Source organism: Bradyrhizobium sp. CCBAU 53421, assembly GCF_015291625.1.
In the GTDB taxonomy this organism is placed as follows: Bacteria; Pseudomonadota; Alphaproteobacteria; order Rhizobiales; family Xanthobacteraceae; genus Bradyrhizobium.
Genome location: NZ_CP030047.1, coordinates 2113871 through 2129631, shown reverse-complemented (window position 1 = coordinate 2129631; position 15761 = coordinate 2113871). Strand labels below are relative to the sequence as shown.

The 15761-nt window shown below is 65.2% G+C and carries 14 protein-coding genes; 6 read left to right on the top strand and 8 right to left on the bottom strand.

The features are described 5' to 3' along the window. The first annotated feature begins 254 nt into the window (after positions 1 to 254). Positions 255 to 1205, top strand: coding sequence for an aldo/keto reductase (locus XH92_RS10065; protein ID WP_194459077.1), 951 nt, complete (start codon positions 255 to 257; stop codon positions 1203 to 1205). 200 nt (positions 1206 to 1405) lie between these two features. On the opposite strand, the gene htpX is transcribed toward XH92_RS10065, so the two are convergent. Together htpX and XH92_RS10055 are read right to left on the bottom strand one after the other, a co-directional pair. Beyond that, the gene (gene htpX, locus XH92_RS10060) at positions 1406 to 2338 is read right to left on the bottom strand and encodes a zinc metalloprotease HtpX (protein ID WP_194459076.1); all 933 of its coding nucleotides are present in this window, start codon (positions 2336 to 2338) and stop codon (positions 1406 to 1408) included. A 243-nt stretch (positions 2339 to 2581) separates the two neighbouring features. Next, positions 2582 to 4237: an ATP-binding protein gene (locus XH92_RS10055; protein ID WP_194459075.1), complete on the bottom strand. Its 1656-nt coding sequence runs from the start codon at positions 4235 to 4237 to the stop codon at positions 2582 to 2584. A 214-nt stretch (positions 4238 to 4451) separates the two neighbouring features. Between XH92_RS10055 and XH92_RS10050 the strand changes: the two genes are divergently transcribed. The 5 genes from XH92_RS10050 (at position 4452) to XH92_RS10030 (ending at position 9895) form a co-directional block, all read left to right on the top strand. After that, complete coding sequence (locus XH92_RS10050) at positions 4452 to 5777, top strand: lytic murein transglycosylase (RefSeq protein ID WP_371818071.1); 1326 nt, start codon at positions 4452 to 4454, stop codon at positions 5775 to 5777. Between the two features lie 352 nt (positions 5778 to 6129). Continuing rightward, the gene (locus XH92_RS10045; RefSeq protein ID WP_194459074.1) at positions 6130 to 6633 is read left to right on the top strand and encodes a DUF1993 family protein; all 504 of its coding nucleotides are present in this window, start codon (positions 6130 to 6132) and stop codon (positions 6631 to 6633) included. A gap of 204 nt (positions 6634 to 6837) precedes the next feature. Continuing rightward, a complete protein-coding gene (locus tag XH92_RS10040) occupies positions 6838 to 7692 on the top strand; it encodes an SDR family NAD(P)-dependent oxidoreductase (RefSeq protein WP_194459073.1) in 855 nt (284 codons plus the stop codon). 87 nt (positions 7693 to 7779) lie between these two features. Then, positions 7780 to 8883, top strand: a complete 1104-nt coding sequence (locus tag XH92_RS10035; RefSeq protein ID WP_194459072.1) for an alkene reductase — start codon at positions 7780 to 7782, stop codon at positions 8881 to 8883. A 199-nt stretch (positions 8884 to 9082) separates the two neighbouring features. Further along, entirely contained in the window at positions 9083 to 9895 is an 813-nt protein-coding gene (locus tag XH92_RS10030) for a tetratricopeptide repeat protein (RefSeq protein ID WP_194459071.1), read from the top strand. Here XH92_RS10030 and XH92_RS10025 read toward each other — a convergent pair. The 6 genes from XH92_RS10025 to XH92_RS10000 all read right to left on the bottom strand — a co-directional run bounded on the left by XH92_RS10025 (position 9884) and on the right by XH92_RS10000 (position 15749). Further along, entirely contained in the window at positions 9884 to 10594 is a 711-nt protein-coding gene (locus XH92_RS10025; protein ID WP_194459070.1) for a hypothetical protein, read from the bottom strand. The two genes, XH92_RS10030 and XH92_RS10025, sit on opposite strands and share 12 nt — an antisense overlap. A gap of 173 nt (positions 10595 to 10767) precedes the next feature. Next, positions 10768 to 12510, bottom strand: a complete 1743-nt coding sequence (locus XH92_RS10020; protein WP_194461197.1) for an ABC transporter substrate-binding protein — start codon at positions 12508 to 12510, stop codon at positions 10768 to 10770. A 109-nt stretch (positions 12511 to 12619) separates the two neighbouring features. Next, positions 12620 to 12946, bottom strand: coding sequence for a DUF2160 domain-containing protein (locus tag XH92_RS10015; protein WP_194459069.1), 327 nt, complete (start codon positions 12944 to 12946; stop codon positions 12620 to 12622). Between the two features lie 9 nt (positions 12947 to 12955). Further along, on the bottom strand, positions 12956 to 13762 hold the full coding sequence (locus XH92_RS10010; RefSeq protein ID WP_194459068.1) for a carbohydrate ABC transporter permease: 807 nt from the start codon (positions 13760 to 13762) through the stop codon (positions 12956 to 12958). Further along, positions 13762 to 14664: a carbohydrate ABC transporter permease gene (locus XH92_RS10005; RefSeq protein WP_194459067.1), complete on the bottom strand. Its 903-nt coding sequence runs from the start codon at positions 14662 to 14664 to the stop codon at positions 13762 to 13764. The genes XH92_RS10010 and XH92_RS10005 overlap by 1 nt, the downstream gene beginning before the upstream one ends. Continuing rightward, positions 14664 to 15749 (bottom strand): ABC transporter ATP-binding protein, encoded by a 1086-nt coding sequence (locus XH92_RS10000; RefSeq protein ID WP_194459066.1) that lies wholly within the window; start codon positions 15747 to 15749, stop codon positions 14664 to 14666. Before XH92_RS10000 ends, XH92_RS10005 begins: the two co-directional genes overlap by 1 nt. Positions 15750 to 15761 lie beyond the last annotated feature (12 nt).

The following is a 15761-nucleotide window of genomic DNA, read 5'->3' as shown; positions in this document are numbered from 1 at the left end:
TCGCAGCAGTTTCTGCGGCCGCGGCGCAGTAGACCCCGCCGAGCTATCAAGGCGATCCCGACACCCAAGGTCATCTTCGAGGACCAGAATTTCCGCGTGCTCACCGGGCCCGGCGAGCAGCGTTGCGCGCTTGTGACCGGTGCTGGTCGCAACCACCCGGAAGCTGCAGCGCAATCCGGACTCGGCGCCTTGCAATCAAGGCCGATCTGCCTCAGTCTCGCGCGCCTCCCGTCAGAACAAGAGAAAGAACACTCATGATGCATCGCGCGCTCGGCCGCTCCGGCCTCACCGTCCCTCCCCTCTGCTTCGGCTGCAACGTGTTCGGCTGGACGGTGGACGAGGCTGCATCTTTCCGATTGCTCGACGTCGTGGTGGAGCATGGATTGACATTCCTGGACACGGCCGACGTCTATTCGCGCTGGGTGCCCGGCCATCAGGGCGGCGAGTCCGAGACGATTATCGGCAAATGGATGAAGGCGCGCGGCAACCGCAACCGCGTCATCCTCGCCACCAAGGTCGGCATGGATATGGGCGACGGCAATGTCGGCTTGAAGCCGGACTACATCGCGCGCGCCGTCGAGGAGTCGCTGCGGCGGCTGCAGACCGACCATATCGACCTCTACCAGTCGCACAAGGACGATGAGACGACGCCGCAGGAAGAGACGCTCGCGGCCTACGACAAACTGATCAAGGCCGGCAAGATCAGGGCGATCGGCGCCTCGAATTTCTCGGCGGAACGGCTGAAGAGCGCGCTGGATATCTCCAAGGCCAACGGGCTGCCGCGCTATGAGAGCATGCAGCCCGAATACAGCCTTGCGGAGCGGTCGAGCTATGAGGGCGCGCTGCAACGCGTCTGTGTGGAGAACGACATCGGCGTGATCACGTTCTTCTCGCTCGCCGCCGGATTCCTGACCGGCAAATATCGCTCGGAGAGCGACTTCGCCAAGAGCCCACGCGGCACGCGCAGCATTCCGAAATACATGAACCCGCGCGGCATGCGCATCCTGGCCGGCCTCGACGAGGTCGCCGCGGAAACCCGGGCCGAACCGGCCGCGGTCGCGCTCGCCTGGCTGATGGCGAAGCCCGGCGTCACCGCGCCGATCGCCAGCGCCACCAAGCCCGAGCAGGTCGCAACGCTGGTCGCGGCGGCCAGGCTCGAGCTGAGCAAGGGTCAGGTCGAAAGGCTGGACACAGCGAGCGCGTAGCGGCTGATGGCCGCGACGGCGCTGCGCTCCCTCGCCCCGTCCTTACGGGGAGAGGGTTGGGGTGAGGGGCTACATCCGCGTATCCGGGTTTGCGGAGAGTCCCCCTCACCCGGATCGCATCTAACGATGCGATCCGACCTCTCCCCGCACGCGGGGCGAGGTGAAGCGGAGCCCGCGGCCCGATCGGAATTATCCTGCCGCTATCCCCACGGCCCACGCTGGCCTGAGGCACCGCCCCACGGGCTGCGCGGCGGGTAGCTCGCACCGGTGGGACGCGGCGCGGTCTGGGTGCCGAGCTCGGCAGCAAGCTGCTGCAGCGCGGCGATGCGGTTCGCGGTCGAGGGGTGGGTCGCGAACAGGTTGTCGACGCCATGGCCCGACAGCGGGTTGACGATGAACATGTGCGCGGTGGCCGGATTGCGCTCGGCCTCCATGTTCGGCACTTGGTGCGCGGCGTTCTCGATCTTGGCGAGCGCCGACGCCAGCCACATCGGCTGGCCGACGATGCGCGCGCCGAGATTGTCGGCGGCGTATTCGCGGGTGCGGCTGATCGCCATCTGCACCAGCATGGCGCCGAGCGGCGCCAGGATCATCATCGCGATCGAGCCTATGATGCCGGGGCCGTTGTTGTTGCGGTTGCCGCCGAAGAACATGCCGAACTGCGCCAGCATCGAGATCGCACCGGCGATCGTCGCCGTGATCGTCATGGTCAGCGTGTCGTGATGCTTGATATGCGCAAGCTCGTGCGCGATCACGCCGGCGAGCTCCTCGCGGCTGAGCTGCTGCATCAACCCCGTGGTGACGGCGACCGCGGCGTTCTCCGGATTGCGGCCGGTCGCGAATGCATTGGGCTGCGCCTCGTCCATCACGAACACGCGCGGCATCGGCAGGCTCGCGCGCTGCGCAAGCTCGGCGACGAGATTGTAAAGGTCCGGTGCCGAACGCGCATCGACCTGATGGGCGCCGTACATCGACAGCACCATGCGGTCCGAGTTCCAGTAGGCGAACAGATTTGTCGCAGCCGCAACGATCAGCGCGATCACGGCGCCGGTGCCGCCGCCGATCAGATAGCCGACGCCCATGAACAGGGCGGTGAGGCCAGCAAGCAGGAGCGCGGTGCGGAAATAGTTCATCGTTGTTCCCTCACGGCGAGCGGAATGCTGCCACAACTGACGCCGCAGAGGTAGGGATTTCGTTGCGCGCACCGCAAGAGCAAGGCGTGCGTCGCAGCGACGCGGCGCGGATTAACGATTGGTCATGTGCCGCGATCCGTAGTGCCTGTAGCCCGGGTGGAGCGCAGCGAAATCCAGGGCAGTGTCCGCGGAAAAACTGATCCCGGATTGCGCTTCGCTCCATCCGGGCTACGAAGTTCTGAATTATTCCGCCGGCTCCTGCTGCGCGAACGCGGACTCTCGCTCGCGCAGCGCAACCCGCAGCATGCGGGCGAGCTGGGCGCGGCTGTAGGGCTTTGCCAGGAACAGGATGCCCTGCTCGAGCTTGCCATCCTGGTCGATGGCGTTCTCGGTGTAGCCCGACGTGAACAGCACGCGCAGGCCGGGGCGGCGCTTCTCAGCCTCGGTGGCGAGGTCGCGCCCGTTCATCGCGCCGGGCATGATGACGTCGGTGAACAGCAGATCGACCGGCGCGCCGCTGTCGAGCACGGCGAGCGCTTCGCCGCCATTGTTGGCCGACAGCGTGGTGTAGCCGAGGCTCTCGATCTGGGTCAGCACGTAGGAGCGCACCAGCCTGTCGTCCTCGACGACGAGCACGATCTCCTTCGCGCCGCGCGCCTCCGGCTGCCGCCGCTCGGGCATCGCCGCCGGCGAGAGCACTGCCGCGCGCGGTAGATAGAGCATGACGCGGGTGCCGCGGCCGACTTCGCTGTCGAGCACGATATGGCCGTTGGATTGCTTGACGAAGCCGTAGACCATGGAGAGCCCGAGGCCGGTACCCTTGCCGACGTCCTTGGTGGTGAAGAACGGCTCGAACACTTTGGCGAGATCGGCTTCGGCGATGCCCTGGCCGTTGTCGATCAGCGCGATCGCGACATAGTCGCCGGCGGCGAGCCCGTCATGGCCGTGCACGTCCGACGGCTTCAGCTCGGCGGTGCGGGTCTCGATCCGCAGCCGGCCGCCCTTCGGCATGGCGTCGCGCGCGTTCAGCGCGAGATTGATGATCGCGGTGACCAGCTGGTTGGAATCGACCAGCGCGCGCGGCAGATCCGGTGCGGAGCGAAAATCGATATCGACATGGTCGCCGATGGCCGGCCGCAGCAGCTCGATGGTATCGACCATCAACGCATTGACGTCGACATCGCTCGGCTGCAGCGGCTGCTTGCGCGCAAACGCCAGCAGATGCCGCGTCAGCGACGCGCCGCGCTCGGCGGCGTCGCGGATCAGCGAGGTGATCTCGGTGAGCTGGCGGTTGTGGGCGACCGCCTCGGCCAGGATGTCGATGGTGCCGGTGATGACGGTGAGGATGTTGTTGAAGTCATGCGCGATGCCGCCAGTGAGCTGGCCGACCGCCTCCATCTTCTGCGCTTGGCGGATCTTGCTCTCATTGGCCTCGGCCTCGCGGAAACGCTCGAGCAGGACTTCCGAGCGCTGGCGCTGCCGTCCCTCCTCGGCGAGCGCGACATGCGCCTCGCGCAGCTGCGCCTCGCTCGGGATCGCCAGGATCTTCGGGATCAGCGGCCACAGCAGCACCGCGGTGAAGATCGAGGCGATGGCGGTGAGCGCCTTGAGCAGGCCTTCGAGACCGTAGATCGGCACCCATAGCGTGTAGATCGAGAACACATGCGTGAGGCCGCAGGCAAGGATGAACGCGGCGAACGGCCAGGCCATCCAGCCGAACTGGAAGTCGCGCCGCTTGGAGACCAGGATCGCCAGCGCAAACGGGATCGAGAAATACGAAGCGGCAATGATCGCGTCTGAAATTACGTGGAGCCAGATCAGCTCCGGCTCCCACAACAGGCAGATGCCGTGTGGCGAAAACGTCGACGAATCCAACAGACGCTCGAGAAAACTCCACATGGGTCCCTCCGGGCGTGATCGATCCGCCGACACCCCTGCCCGCGAATCACCTGCCGATCATAACGGCGGCTCTTCGACCTGCCGAAGCCCAATTGGTCTAAGGCCGGCACCCCCGTTGTTGCCCGGTGTCGCCTTGGTGTATGCAGGAAGCGCCTCAATCCCCCTTTCCCGGCCGGTGACATCGATGCCAGCATCTCCCCTTCGCGCCCCGACCATGATCGCAACGATCGCGGGGGCGCTGGCGCTCTCGTCACTGGGTCAGGCACAGCAGCCGTTGCCCAATCCCGCAGGCGCCGCGCCGGTCAGGGCGCGCCCGGCCGCGGTGGCCTCGCCAAGGGCTGCGTCCTGCCACAACGGGCAGACCTTCGATCGCTTCCTCGCCGAGCTGAAGCAGAAGGCGGTCGCCGCCGGCGTCTCGCAACGCACGATCGCGGAGGCCGCGCCTTACCTGGTTTACGACCAGGGCATCGTCAATCGCGACCGCGGCCAGCGCGTGTTCGGCCAGATCTTCACTCAGTTCGCGGGCCGCATGGCCGCGAACTACCGCATGCAGCAGGGCCAGCAATACATCCGGACTTACGCAGCCGCGTTCGCGCGCGCCGAGAAAGAATATGGCGTGCCGCCGGCGGTGATCGCCGCGTTCTGGGGACTGGAAAGCGATTTCGGCGCCCAGATGGGCAATCTGCCGACGCTGAAATCGCTGGTGTCGCTGGCCTATGATTGCCGCCGCTCGGAGATGTTCCAGGGCGAGACCATCGCAGCGCTGAAGATCATCGAGCGCGGTGACCTCTCGCCCGATGAGATGATCGGCTCATGGGCCGGCGAGCTTGGCCAGACGCAATTTCTGCCGACGCACTATTTCAACTACGCCGTCGACTATGACGGCGACGGCCATCGCAACCTGCTCGCCAGCGGCCCCGACGTGATCGGCTCGACCGCGAACTACATCGCCAACGGATTGAAGTGGCGGCGCGGCGAGCCGTGGCTGCAGGAGGTGCGCGTGCCGCAGGCCGCGAATTTCGCGAATTTTCCTTGGGACCAGGCCGACCTCACCGTCAAGCTGCCGCGCTCGAAATGGACAGCGCTCGGCGTGACCCTGACCGACGGCAAGGCGCTGCCGAATGACGAGATGCCGGCCTCGCTGCTGCTGCCGATGGGCCGGATGGGCCCGGCATTCCTCGCTTATCCGAACTTCGCCGCCTACACCGAGTGGAATAACTCACTGATCTATTCGACCACCGCCGGCTATCTCGCCGGCCGCATCGCGGGCGCACCGCCGATGCAGCGGCCGCACGCGCCGGTCGCGCAGCTGCCGTTCAATGAGATCAAGGAGCTGCAGTCGCTGCTGGCGCGCGCCGGCTACGACGTCGGCAAGATCGACGGCGTGCTCGGACAGGCGAGCCGCAGCGCGGTCAAGGCGATGCAGATGAAATACGGCCTGCCGGCGGATTCCTGGCCGACCGCGGAGTTGCTGGCGCGGATGCGCGGCGGCGGCCGCACCCAGCCGGCCGCGGACGCCGCGGTACCGCCGACGCGGTAGTCTCTCCAGCTCATTTCCCGTAGCACGGATGCAGCGAAGCGAAATCCGGGAGGACGACCGATGTGGCTCCCGGATTGCGCTGCGCTCCATCCGGGCTACGCAGACTCTGAACCGTCATCCTGAGGAGGCCGCAACGCGGCCGTCTCGAAGGATGAATCGGCCACCAGCCGGGCCGTGCATCCTTCGAGACGCGCTGCGCGCTCCTCAGGATGACGGGACTGGGAAGAGCGGGCCACGGGAAATATTTGACCAACTGTTACTACTCCCCGCGGTTGTTTTCTTCCCCTTGCAGCCCCACTTGCAGCATCGCCGTTCGGTAACATCCGGATTTCATCAGAACAGGGAGCATCACATGTCCTTTCATGACGCCGTCGTCCCCGCGTATTTGCAGATCCTCAACAGCCTCACCGGCGAGCTGACCAAGGCCGAGGCGCATTGCGATGCCAAGAAGATCGCGCCCGAGGTGTTGCTGGGATCGCGGCTCTATCCCGACATGCTGCCGCTGACCAAGCAGGTGCAGCTGGTCTGCGATCACGCCGCACGCGGCTGCGCGCGGCTGACCCACAGCGAGGTGCCGTCGACGCCCGACACCGAGACGACCTTTGCCGAATTGAAGCAGCGGCTGGCCAAGACGATCGACTATGTGAAGTCGTTCAAGCCGGAGCAGTTCGACGGCGGCGACGCCAAGGACGTCACCTTCCCGATCGGCGTCGGCCGCACCATGACCTTGAAGGGCCAGCAATTCCTCAACGCGTTCTCGTTCCCGAACTTCTATTTCCACGCCGTCACCGCGCACGGCATCCTGCGTCACAACGGCGTCGAGATCGGCAAGCGCGACTTCCTCGGCGTGAGCTGACACGCTTCGCGCGTCATTCCGGGATGCGCCGTTAGGCGCAGACCCGGAATCTCGAGATTCCGGGTTCGATGCTGCGCATCGCCCCGGAATGACTGCGTAGTCCATATTCCCCGCCGCGGGATTTCTCACTACGGCGGATACGTCGCCTCGCACGCAGAGCCGTGCTACTGCTCCCTGACACAACAAGACGTCAGGGAGCACGCCATGTCGACCCACGCACCGAAAGCCATCGATCCGTCCGCCTCGCTGCATGCGGAATCGCTCGGGCTTGCGAAGAACCACGGCCGCCTCGCTGGCCGGCGCATCATCGTGGTCGGCGCGGGACAGCGCAGAACCATCGACGAAGAACCGCCGATCGGCAACGGCCGCGCGATGAGCGTGCTGTTCGCGCGCGAGGGCGCCTCGGTCGCGTGCCTCGACGTCAACAAGGAAGCCGCCGACGACACCGTTGCGCAGGTCACGGGCGAAGGCGGCAAGGCTTTCACCGACGTGGTCGACGTCTCCGACGTCGCGGCGATCGCCCCCGCGGTCGAACGCTGTGCGCAAAAGCTCGGCGGGCTCGACGGGCTGGCGCTCAATGTCGGCATCTCCTCCGGCCTGTCGCTGCCCAGGATGACGGCGGAAGCCTGGGACCGCGATTACGCCGTCAATGTGCGCAGCCACATGTTGTTCGCGCAGAAGGCACTGGAGGTGATGGCGCCGGGCGGCGCGATCATCCTGATCTCCTCGATGGCGAGCCAGCGCGCCGGCGGCCGCAACCCGGCCTATGAATCCTCGAAGGCGGCGCAGATCGCGCTCGGCCGGGCGATCGCGCGGGCCGGCGAGGACAAGGGCATTCGCTGCAACGTGATCGCGCCCGGCTTCATGGATACGCCGATGGGCCGCGACGCCAGCCGCAGGCGGTCGGACCGCGCCGTGACAGTGCCTTTCGGCCGTCAGGGCACCGGCTGGGAGGTCGCCTATGCTGCGCTGTTCCTGATTTCGAATGAATCCTCCTATGTGAACGCGCACACCCTGTTCCTCGATGCAGGCCACATGGGCGGAATCGTGCGCGGCTAATCTGCAGGCGGCGAATGGCTCGGCCATTGCGCTTGTCGCCGCAATGCACAACTCTCCCTCATCCATCATTGTCTGGAACCTTTTCACATGAGCCAATCGACCAAACTTCTCGAGCCCTACAAGCTTGGCCCACTGACGCTGCCGAACCGCTTCGTGATGGCGCCGCTGACGCGCAACCGCGCGGTGCCGCCCGGCATGGTGCCAAGCCCGCTCGCGGCGGACTATTACGGCCAGCGCGCCTCCGCCGGCCTTCTGGTCACCGAGGCGAGCCAGGTCTCGCAGCAGGGCCAGGGCTATCAGGACACGCCCGGCATCTATTCGAAGGAACAGGTCGAGGCCTGGCGCAAGGTCACCGATCGCGTGCATGAGCGCGGCGGCCACATCTTCATCCAGCTCTGGCATGTCGGCCGCATCTCGCACACCTCGCTGCAGCCGAACGGCGGCGCACCGGTGGCGCCGAGCGCGATCAAGGCCAAGACCAAGACCTTCGTCAACGGCACCTTCGCCGACGTATCCGAGCCGCGCGCGCTCGAATTGTCGGAAATCCCCGGGATCATCGAGGACTTCAAGCGCGGCACCGCGAACGCGCTGGCGGCCGGTTTCGACGGCGTCGAGATCCACGGCGCCAACGGCTATCTGCTCGACCAGTTCGCTCGCGACAGCACCAACAAGCGCACCGATGCCTATGGCGGCTCGATCGAGAAACGCGCCCAGCTGATGCTGGAGGTCTCCAAGGTGGTCGCCAAGGAGGCCGGCGCCGACCGCACCGGCATCCGCATCTCACCGGTGACCCCGGCCAACGACGTCTCCGACTCCAATCCGCAAGCGCTGTTCGACCACATCGTCGACCAGCTCAACGCGCTGAAGCTGACCTATATCCACGTCATCGAGGGCGCGACCGGCGGTCCGCGCGACAACGCGCCGTTCGACTACGCCTCGCTGCGCAAGCGCTTCAAGCAGACCTATGTCGCCAACAACGGCTACGACTTCGCGCTGGCGGAGAAGGTGCTGGAGGCAGGAGCTGCCGACCTGATCGCGTTCGGCAAGCCGTTCATCTCCAACCCCGATCTGGTGGAGCGGCTCAAGACCGGCGCCCCGCTCAACGAGTGGGACAAGGCGACCTTCTACGGCGGCGGCGCCAAGGGCTACACGGATTATCCGACGCTGAAGGCGACCGAGCCGGCGGAGTAAGGGACCTCGCTCTGCCCACGTCGTCGTTGCGAGGAGCGAAGCGACGAAGCAATCCATCGTCTCCCGCGAACGGATAGGTGGATTGCTTCGCTTCGCTCGCAATGACGGAAAACAGGCAGGCCGGGATCGCTCCCGGCCTCTTTCATTGATCTCCGGCGCCGCATAGCATGGAACGTGCTTGAAGACGGTCGCGCACGGAATGAGCAAGAACAACGCCGAGGATATCGTTCGACGCGCCACCGCGGCGTTCAATGGCGGCCGACACGACGAGGCGATCGCACTCTGCGAGCGCGGACTTGCACGCCAATCAGGCGAGCCGATGTTGAGCCATCTGCTGGCCGCCGTGCTGTTTGTCAAAGGCGAGATCGAGCCGGCCCGCAGGCATGTCGAGACCAGCCTGGCGCGACGCCCGGACAATGCGGCCGCGCGGCTGCTCGCGGCCCGCCTCGCCCGTGCCGGCGGCGAATTCGATGCGGCACTGACGCATCTCGACCGCGCCATCGCGCTCAAGCCGCAGCGCGAGGCCTTCGTCGAGAAGGCACGCACGCTCGAACTTGCCGGTCGTAAGGCGCAGGCCGGCGAGGCCTGGGAGGCGATCCTCAAGGCCATCCCGGAACATCAGGAAGCCAATGCGCGGCTCGGCCGGCTGGCCTGGGAGGCTGGTGATCTCGCTCGCGCGGTGAGGCTGCTCGAACGCGCCACGACAGGCGCGGCGCCGGCCTCGGTGTGGTTCGATCTCGGCGTCGCAAAGCAAGATTTGCGCGATCACGATGGCGCCGCGAACGCCTATCGCAAGGCGCTCGAGATCAAGCCGGATTACGCCGAAGCGGCCCTCAATCTGGGGATCACGCTACAGGAGAGCGGCGAGACCGACGCCGCGATGCAGGCCTTCGCGCGCGCCTATGCCTTGCGTCCGCATTTGTTCGGATCGATCGCGATGGCGCTGACCTCGGCCCCGCACGGCCGCCTCTGGCTCGACGAGGGCGCGCTGCGTATCGCGCTAGGTGGTTAGCCGGCCGCGCTTGGCGCGGAAATGCTTGCGGTAGACGTTGGGCGCGGCCAACACTTCGCCGACGACTTTCGAATAGGCTTCGCGGTGCGCGTCGTCGAAGGCCTCGAACGCCAGTTCGGGGGCCTCGCGCGGCACCGCGAAGCATTGCACGACCGGCATCCCCTTCGGCAGCACACCGGCAAATTCGGGCTGGGTCCAGACCGCCGGGAAATTGATTCCGCCGTCGTGAAACCGGTCGGCGTCGACCAGCCCTGAGATCACGCGGAACGGCAGGTCGTCGCGATTGACCGGATGGGTCGCGAACAGCGACCAGCCCGGTTCGAGCTCGATGGTCCAGAAGCTGTTGAACTTCAGCGCGGCCTGCCCGTTGGCGAACGGCGCGCCGGCGAATTGCGCGACGGGATGGAAGCTGAGCGGCGCGCGCGGATGGCCCTGCGTTGCGGGCTCCGGAATGTCCCAGTCCCAGGCGAAGGCGCCCCGCTCGACCCTGACATCGCAAGGCAGCGGGATCATGACCCCATGGGCCATCGCATCGACAAAGGGCGGACATTGCTTGACCGTGCGGATCTCGCGGTCGTGGATGTCGGAATGCGCCTTCGCCGGCATCGCGCGCAGCCAATCGGGCAACGCACTGCGGGCCGGATGTGGCCGCGGCAGATGATCGGCGAGCCGCGGATCACAGCGAAAAATCATGCGCATGGTGAACTCCCCGGATCATGATGCGGCGACGCGGAGACGCATGATGACCTCATCGCTCCATTTGAGCACAATCGTGCGCCGGCCTCCACAGCCGTCGATGCAGCAAAAAAGGCCGGGATTGCTCCCGGCCTTTTGCAGTTTGCGGATGGCGTGGGCTGGTACGCCTTGCCGCCTTACTTCGCTTCGGCGCGCTTGGGCGGGCTCGCCGGCCACGACTTGATCAGCGTGTCGTAGTCGATCGTTTCGCCCTTCGGCTTCTCGTTCGCGAGCTTGCGCTGCGGAGCGATGGTGCCGTCCTTCTCGGCCTTCTTGTACCAGTACTCGGCGGTTTCCTTCTTGTTCAGCTTCGGTCCGCAGGCACCCTGCACACCGGACTTCTCAAGACGCTCCATCACCGAATCCTGGGCCGCGGCGAGCGCGTCCATCGCAGCTTGCGGCGTCTTCGCACCGGACGACGCATCGCCGATGTTCTGCCACCAGAGCTGAGCAAGCTTCGGATAGTCAGGCACGTTGTTGCCGGTCGGGGTCCACTGCACGCGCGCGGGCGAGCGGTAGAACTCGATCAGGCCGCCGAGCTTCGGCGCACGCTCGGTGAACGACTTGTCCCAGATGTCGGATTCACGGATGAAGGTGAGACCGACCTGGCTCTTCTTCAGGCTCGTCGTCTTGGAGACGATGAACTGCAGATAGAGCCACGCCGCCTTGCGGCGGTCGACCGGGGTCGACTTCAGCAGCGTGGCCGAACCCACGTCCTGGTAGCCGAGCTTCATGCCGTCCTTCCAGTACGAGCCGTGCGGCGACGGGGCCATACGCCACTTCGGCGTACCGTCCGCGTTCATCACGGCGATGCCCGGCTTCACCATGTCGGCGGTGAAGGCGGTGTACCAGAATATCTGCTGGGCGATGTTGCCCTGCGACGGCACCGGGCCCGACTCGGAGAAGGTCATGCCCTGCGCCTGCGGCGGAGCATACTTCTTCATCCAGTCGAGATATTTGACGATCGAATAGACCGACGCCGGACCGTTGACGTCGCCGCCACGCTCGACCGACGAGCCGACCGGACGGCAGCCTTCCATGCGGATGCCCCATTCGTCGACCGGCAGGCCGTTCGGAAGGCCCTTGTCGCCGTTGCCGGCCATCGACAGCCAGGCGTCGGTGAAACGCCAGCCGAGCGAAGGATCCTTCTTGCCATAGTCCATATGGCCGTAGACCTTGACGCCGTTGATCTCCTTGACGTCGTTGGTGAAGAACTCGGCGATATCTTCATAGGCCGACCAGTTCACGGGCACGCCGAGATCGTAGCCATACTTGGCCTTGAACTTGGCCTTGTATTCCGGGTTGGTGAACCAGTCGTAGCGGAACCAGTAGAGGTTCGCGAACTGCTGGTCGGGCAGCTGGTAGAGGTGGCCGTTCGGTGCGGTCGTGAACGACTTGCCGATGAAGTCGTCGATGTCGAGCATCGGATCGGTGACGTCCTTGGCTTCGCCCTTCATCCATTCGGTCAGGTCGACGGCCTGGCCATAACGGAAGTGGGTGCCGATGAAGTCGGAATCGTTGATCCAGCCGTCATAGACGTTCTTGCCGGACTGCATCTGGGTCTGGATCTTCTCGACGACGTCACCTTCCTGGATGATGTCGTGCTTGACCTTGATGCCGGTGATCTCCTCGAACGCCTTGGCGAGCGTGCGGGATTCATATTCGTGGGTCGTCAGGGTTTCGGAGACGACGTTGATCTCCATGCCCTTGAAGGGGGCAGCGGCCTTGATGAACCACTGCATCTCCTTCATCTGGTCGTCCTTGGAGAGGGTCGACGGCTGGAATTCGCTGTCGATCCACTTCTTCGCGGCCGCCTCGTCGGCGCGGGCCGGCGCGACAAGAGTGACCGATGCTGCGACGAGCGCGACCGCGCTGGTCATCGTCAAAAGTCTATCTTTAGTCATTCGTAAATGTCGCATTAGATTCCTCCGGTTGCAGCGACTAAATCCAGGCCCGGGTAGACCCCGGATCTGCTCTTCTTCGCGTTCTTCAGACGGTGCGAAAGATCACCACGGCTGAAAGAAGCGAAATTACCGTTCCGAGCCACAGGCTCGAAATCTCGACCCCCTCCCCGATCGGCAGGGTGAAAATCGGATCGGTACCGACGAGGCCGATCCACAAAAGGTGGATCACCGCGGCCAGCACCAGCGAAACGAACAGACGATCGCCGCGCGTGGTCGGAATGCGCAGCACGCCGACCCGCTCCGCCTCGGGATTGGCGATCGCGAGCCAGGTCATCATCCCGAGCGTGGAGGCAAGCAGCACGAAGAAGGCCGCGGTGGGCCAGGTCCATGCCATCCATGCGATGGATTCCATAAGTGCCTCCTAGACCCGGCCGAGCGCGAAGCCGCGCGCGATGTAGTTGCGGACGAACCAGATCACGAGCGCCCCCGGAATGATGGTGAGCACGCCGGCGGCGGCGAGCAGCCCCCAGTCCATGCCGGCAGCCGAGACCGTGCGCGTCATGATCGCGGCGATCGGCTTGGCCTGCACCGAGGTCAGCGTGCGCGCCAGCAGCAGTTCGACCCACGAGAACATGAAGCAGAAGAAGGCGGCGACGCCGATCCCGCTCGCGATCAACGGCACCAGGATCCTGATGAAGAAGCGCGGGAACGAATAGCCGTCGAGGAAAGCGGTCTCGTCGATCTCGCGCGGCACGCCCGAGACGAAGCCTTCGAGGATCCACACCGCCAGCGGCACGTTGAAGATGCAGTGCGCGAGCGCGACTGCCCACGGCGTATCGAACAGGCCGATCGCCGAGTACAGGTTGAAGAACGGCAGGGCGTAGACCGCCGCCGGCGCCATGCGGTTGGACAGCAGCCAGAAGAACAGATGCTTGTCGCCGAGGAAGCGGTAGCGCGAGAACGCGTAGGCCGCCGGCAACGCCACCGCGATCGAGATCACGGTGTTGATGACGACATACTCCAGCGAGTTGATGTAGCCCGAATACCAGCTCTCGTCGGTGAAGATACGCCTGTAGTGCTGCAGCGTCGGCGTATGCGGCCACAGCGTCATCGTCGAGACGATCTCGGCGTTGGTCTTGAAGCTCATGTTGACGAGCCAGTAGATCGGCAACAGCAGGAAGATCAGGAACAGCCCCATGATGAGGCGACGGCCGGGGATCGAATGCATCAGGCCTTCCCCTCTTTCTGCGGACGATCGGCGCCGGCATTGGTCATCACGGTGTAGAACACCCAGCAGACGATCAGGATGATCAGATTGTAGACCAGCGACAGCGCCGCGGCCTTGCCGAGGTCGAACTGGCCGAGCGCGATCTTGACGAGTTCGATCGAGACGAAGGTCGTCGAGTTGCCGGGACCGCCGCCGGTGACCACGAACGGCTCGGTGTAGATCATGAACGAGTCCATGAAGCGCAGCAGCACCGCGATCAGCAGCACGCGGTTCATCTTCGGCAGCTGGATCGCCTTGAACACCGCCCAGCGCGAGGCGCCGTCGATCTGCGCCGCCTGGTAATAAGCGTCGGGGATCGACTTCAGGCCGGCGTAGCACAGCAGCGCGACCAGGCTGGTCCAATGCCAGACGTCCATCACGATGACGGTGACCCAGGCGTCGACGTCATTGGAGACGTAATTGTAGTTGAAGCCGAGGTGGTTCAGCACATAGCCGAGCAGGCCGATATCGGGCCGGCCGAAGATCTGCCAGATGGTGCCGACCACGTTCCACGGAATCAGCAGCGGCAATGCGAGGATGACGAGGCAGGCCGCGACGCTCCAGCCCTCGCGCGGCATCGACAGCGCGACCACGATGCCGAGCGGCACCTCGATCGCGAGGATCACCGCGGAGAAGAACAGGTTGCGGCCGAGCGAGGCCAGGAAGCGGCCGCCGAGATCGGTCGAGGGATCGAGCAGCTCCTTGAACCAGCCGACGCCGTTCCAGAAGAACTGGTTGTTGCCGAAGGTGTCCTGCATCGAATAGTTGACGACGGTCATCAGCGGCAACACCGCCGAGAACGCGACCACCAGGAAGACCGGCAGCACCAGGAACCAAGCTTTTTGGTTGATGGTCTTGTCCATCAGGCGACCCCTTCCACCAAATGGCTGTCGGCATAGACGTGGACGTAGGCGGGATTGAACACCAGGCCGGCGGTATCGCCGGAGACCGAGAAGCCCGGCGGCACGCGCGCCGCGAGCTTGGTGTTGCCGACGCGGACGCGGGCGAACTGGATGCGGCCGAGATCGTCGATCCGCTCGATGGTGGCCGACAGCAGCCCGGACGCGGGCGCCGCGACATCGACAAATTCAGGCCGCACGCCGATCTCGATCTTCTTGCCGGCCGGCAGCACACCATAGTTTCGATGCAGGCCGATGACATGGCCGTCGATCCGCGCCTCGTGACCTGAGACCTCGGCGGGCACGATGTTCATGCCGGGCGAGCCGATGAAATAGCCGACGAAGGTGTGCGCCGGCTTGTCGAACAGTTCGGCCGGCGTGCCGCTCTGCACCACCCGGCCGTCATGCATGACGACGACGGTGTCGGCAAAGGTCAGCGCCTCGGTCTGGTCGTGGGTGACGTAGATCATCGTGAGGTCGAGCTCGCGATGCAGCGCTTTCAGCTTGGAGCGCAGCTGCCATTTCAGCTCGGGATCGATCACGGTCAGCGGCTCGTCGAACAGCACGGCGGCGACGTCGGAGCGCACCAGGCCGCGGCCGAGCGAGATCTTCTGCTTGGCGTCGGCGGTGAGCCGCGTCGCCTTGCGGTTGAGGTACGGCGTGAGGTCGAGCAGATCGGCGATCTGCCTGACCCGGGCATCGACCTCGGCCTTGGCGACGCCGCGGTTCTTCAGCGGGAACGCCAGGTTCTCACCCACCGTCATGGTGTCGTAGATCACCGGGAACTGGAACACCTGCGCGATGTTGCGCTTCTGGGTCGACAGCGGCGTGATGTCCTGGCCGTCGAACAGGATCTTGCCGCGCGACGGCGTCACGATGCCGGAAATCAGGTTCAGCAGCGTGGTCTTGCCGCAGCCGGAGGGGCCGAGCAGCGCATAGGCGCCGCCCTGCCGCCAGGTCATGGTCACGGGCTTCAGCGCAAAGGATTCCAGCGGCGCGTCATTGCCGTTGTAGGATTGCGCGAGATCGACGAGGTCAATGCGAGCCATCGGGCATCTCCC